Annotated in this window: 4 protein-coding genes; all 4 read right to left on the bottom strand. The window is 76.2% G+C overall.

The features are described 5' to 3' along the window. Nucleotides 1–571, bottom strand: a 571-nt coding sequence (locus VGR37_23685; protein HEV2150422.1) for an aldo/keto reductase, incomplete at its 3' end; no start/stop codon positions are given. Then, nucleotides 561–1,619, bottom strand: a complete 1,059-nt coding sequence (gene pseI, locus VGR37_23680; GenBank protein ID HEV2150421.1) for a pseudaminic acid synthase — start codon at nt 1,617–1,619, stop codon at nt 561–563. The genes pseI and VGR37_23685, both read right to left, overlap by 11 nt. Beyond that, complete coding sequence (locus tag VGR37_23675; GenBank protein ID HEV2150420.1) at nt 1,603–2,391, bottom strand: formyltransferase family protein; 789 nt, start codon at nt 2,389–2,391, stop codon at nt 1,603–1,605. The genes pseI and VGR37_23675 overlap by 17 nt, the downstream gene beginning before the upstream one ends. After that, a partial coding sequence (locus VGR37_23670) for a hypothetical protein (protein HEV2150419.1) occupies nt 2,388–3,411 on the bottom strand: 1,024 nt, incomplete at its 5' end. The genes VGR37_23675 and VGR37_23670, both read right to left, overlap by 4 nt.

The raw sequence follows: 3,411 nt of genomic DNA, 5'->3' as shown, positions 1-3,411 counted from the left end.
CCAGCACGCCCTGGAGGTACACGGACCGCAGGTCCAGCGCGGCTGGTGAGGCCCCGCGCGCCTCCAGCGCCCGCGCGTCGAACAGGTTCCCCGGGGCCTGTACTCGCCGGAGGCCGGGCCTCGCCGCGGCCGCGGCCACTTCGTCGGGGGCGTAGACGCTCTCTCCGGCCTCTGCGCCGCAGGCGCGGGCGGCCGCGCGCACCTCGTCCCACTCCGGGCCGGCCGGGCCGTGGGTGAGCAGGGTCCGGGTGGCCGTCTCGGGGAAGCGGGCCAGCGCCGCTTCCACGCGCGCCCGGATGCCGGGGCCCTCCGCCGGCTTCACCTTGGTGACGACGTGCGCCTCATGCGCGACCCCTCGGGCTGCGAGCCAGGCGGCCAGACGGGCCGGAGACTCGCCGTACGCCTCCGCCGTGTCGAACGCCCGGATCCCCGCGGCCCATGCCGCGTCGAGGACGGCGAAGGCGTCGGGCTCCGGCATCAGCCCCTCCCCCGCCCTGCGGCCGTACGGGAGCCCGAGCTGCACCGTCCCCAGGACGATCCGCTCCGCGCCGCCGGACCGTTCAGGCGCCACCGACCAGGTCCCAGGACAGCGGGGTCCCCCGCTCCACGGCGCGGGCGGCGCGCTTGCCCACCACCACGTCCAGGAAGCGGGGCGGCATCCCGTACCCCGGCCGGATGGAGCGGACGCTCTCGCGGGTGAACTCCTCCCCCTCGGCCACGTCCCGGACCACGAAGAGCGAGCGGCGGAAGACGGTGCTCCCCTCCTCGGCCACGCCCGGGCCGAAGGAGGGGACGCCGATCATGGCCTCGGCCCGGCGGACGTCCTCCACCAGGGCGCGGAACTCGGCCGGCTCCAGCGAGAAGTGGCTGTCCACGCCGCCGTCCGCGCGGCTCAGCGTGAAGTGCTTCTCCACGAAGCAGGCGCCGAGCGTGACCGCCACCACCGGCGCGGTCGTCCCCAGGCTGTGGTCCGAGAGCCCCACCGGGCACCCCGTCGCCTGCGCCAGGACCGGAAGGGTCGCCAGGTTCATGGACGCGTCCGGCGCGGGGTAACTGCTCGTGCAGCGCAGGAGGAGCACCTGCTCGCAGCCGGCGCCGCGCAGGACCGCCACGGCGTGCGCGACCTCCTCCAGGCTCCCCATCCCCGTGGAAAGGACCACCGGCTTTGCGGTCGCCGCCACGGTGCGGAGGATCTCGTCGTCCACCAGCTCGAACGAGGCGACCTTGTACACCGGCGCCCCCAGCTCCTCCAGCAGGTCGACGGCGGTGGCGTCGAACGGGGTGGAGAAGATGTCCAGGCCGTAAGCGCGCGCCTCCTCGAACAGGCGCGGGTGCCACTCCCAGGGCGTGTGCGCCTCCTCGTAGAGCTGGTAGAGGGTCCGCCCGCCCCACGGCCCGTCTCCCGGGACGACGAAATGCTCCTTCCGGGAGTCGATGGTGAGGGTGTCGGCGGTGTACGTCTGCAGCTTTATGGCGTCGGCTCCGGCCTCAGCGGCGGCGCGCACCGTGTCGAGCGCGCGCTGCAGGTCGCCGTTGTGGTTCCCCGAGAGCTCCGCGACCAGGTACGCGGGGTGCCCCGGTCCCACCCGCCGCCCGCCGATGTCAATCGTCCCGTTCATCGTCCGCGATCTCCCGCAGTGTCACCGTCGCCTCCAGCAGCCGCCCGCCGCTCCGCACCCGGAGCCCCGGGTACGGCGGGAAGGACCGGGCGCGAAGCAGGTCGAAGAAGGCCCGCGCCTCCGGGTGCTCGTCGAGGCCGTACTCGTCCAGCGCACGCATGTCCGCCACCCGGTGCCGGCTCCCGCCCTGGCCCTGGAGAGTCCCCGGCCAGGCCGCGAGCACGCCGGCCGGCCAGGCCTCTCGCACGAGACAGAGCGCCTCCGCCTCCAGCCGCGCGTACAGCGTCGCCGCCGTGTCCCAGGGCTCCACTGGCACCGTGCGCTGCGCCAGCACAGGCCCGGCGTCCACCCGCGGCACCATTGCGTGGAGCGTCACTCCGGCCGGGCACCCCTCCACGATCGGCCAGACGTTGGTGTGCACTCCCTGGCACCAGGGCAGGAGAGAGGGGTGGAGGTTCACCGCCCGCCCCCCGAATGCGTCGAGCAGCTCGGCGTCCAGCAGGTGCCCGAAGTACACCGACAGCAGCCACGCGTCTCCGCGCTCCCGGGCCAGCGAGAGGAGCCGCTCGCGCGCCTCCGGCGACCACTCGTCCACCGGCACCCCCGCGCCGGCCGCGGCGGCGCGCATCCCCGCGGCGTCGCGCTGCTTCCCGGGCGCGTTCAGCACCACCCGGAGCGGGGGCCCGGCGGAGCCGGCGCCCTCCTCCAGGAAGGCGCGCGCGACCGCGCCGTTCCCCAGGAGGACGTACGGGACCCCGGGCGCCGCGCTCACGCTCCCGCCCACCGCCGGACGGCGGCCGCGCAGGCCTCCAGCACCCGGAAGATCCCCCGGCCGTCCACCACGCACGACGCCGCGGCAGAGCGCCGGGCCCGCGACGCGGCGTCGCCGGCCAGGCGCTCCACGTCGGCGGCGAGCGCCTCCCGCCACCCGGGGTTCCAGACGGCGAGGCCGTCTCCCACGCCGAGGCGGGCCCACTCCGCAGTGATCCGCGCCTGGTTGTCCACCAGCGCCACGGGGACGAACGGCCGGCCGAGGTGGGCGAGCTCGTAGGTGGTGGTGCTGGCGCCGCAGACCACCAGGTCCGCCGCGGCGCAGCGGGCGACGAAGTCGGCCGGCTGCTGCACGACGTCGAGCCGCACCGTCCGGGCGGCGCCCCAGCCCTCCCACGGGCGGGGGGCCGCGTAGCTCGCACCGAGCACCACGGTGAGCGCCCCCCCCCCCCGGTACCAGGGGAGCTCCACCAGCGCCTCCACGATCTCCGCCGTACGCCCCTCCGGGTCGCTCCCTCCCAGGGTGACCAGGACGCGTTCCGCCCTGCCCCGGACGGGCGCGCCGCGTGCGCTCCGCACCTCCCGCCGGAGGAAGGCGTACTCCGGCCCCGCCAGCCAGACGTCCACCTCCGATCCCGGCCAGTCGGCGGGCGACGCGCCCACGTTTGGCGCGACCAGCCCCGTGGCGGCGACCCGTCCGCGCATCCAGTCGTCCACCACGAAGGTGGGGAGCGCCGCGGACGCCTCCGCGATCCAGGCGGCATCGAGGCGGTAGTGGTCCACCACCAGCACGTCGAAGCCGCAGCGGCGGGGGTCGAACGGCGCGTCCGGCGCCTCCCAGGGGCGCAGCGGCAGCGGGACCCCGGTGCGCCGCGACCAGGCCGCGATCTCGCCGTACCCGGCCCCCAGCACCAGCGCGCTCCCCTCCGGCGCCTCCTCCAGGAGCGCCCGCCCACGGCCCACGTGGCCCCAGCCCAACGCGCCACCCCCCTCGCAGACGTACCCCACCCGGAGGGTAGGG

Source organism: Longimicrobiaceae bacterium (genome assembly GCA_035936415.1).
In the GTDB taxonomy this organism is placed as follows: domain Bacteria; phylum Gemmatimonadota; class Gemmatimonadetes; order Longimicrobiales; family Longimicrobiaceae; genus JAFAYN01.
The sequence above is the reverse complement of the archived record's forward strand: the minus strand, read 5'-3'. Positions and strand labels throughout refer to the sequence as shown.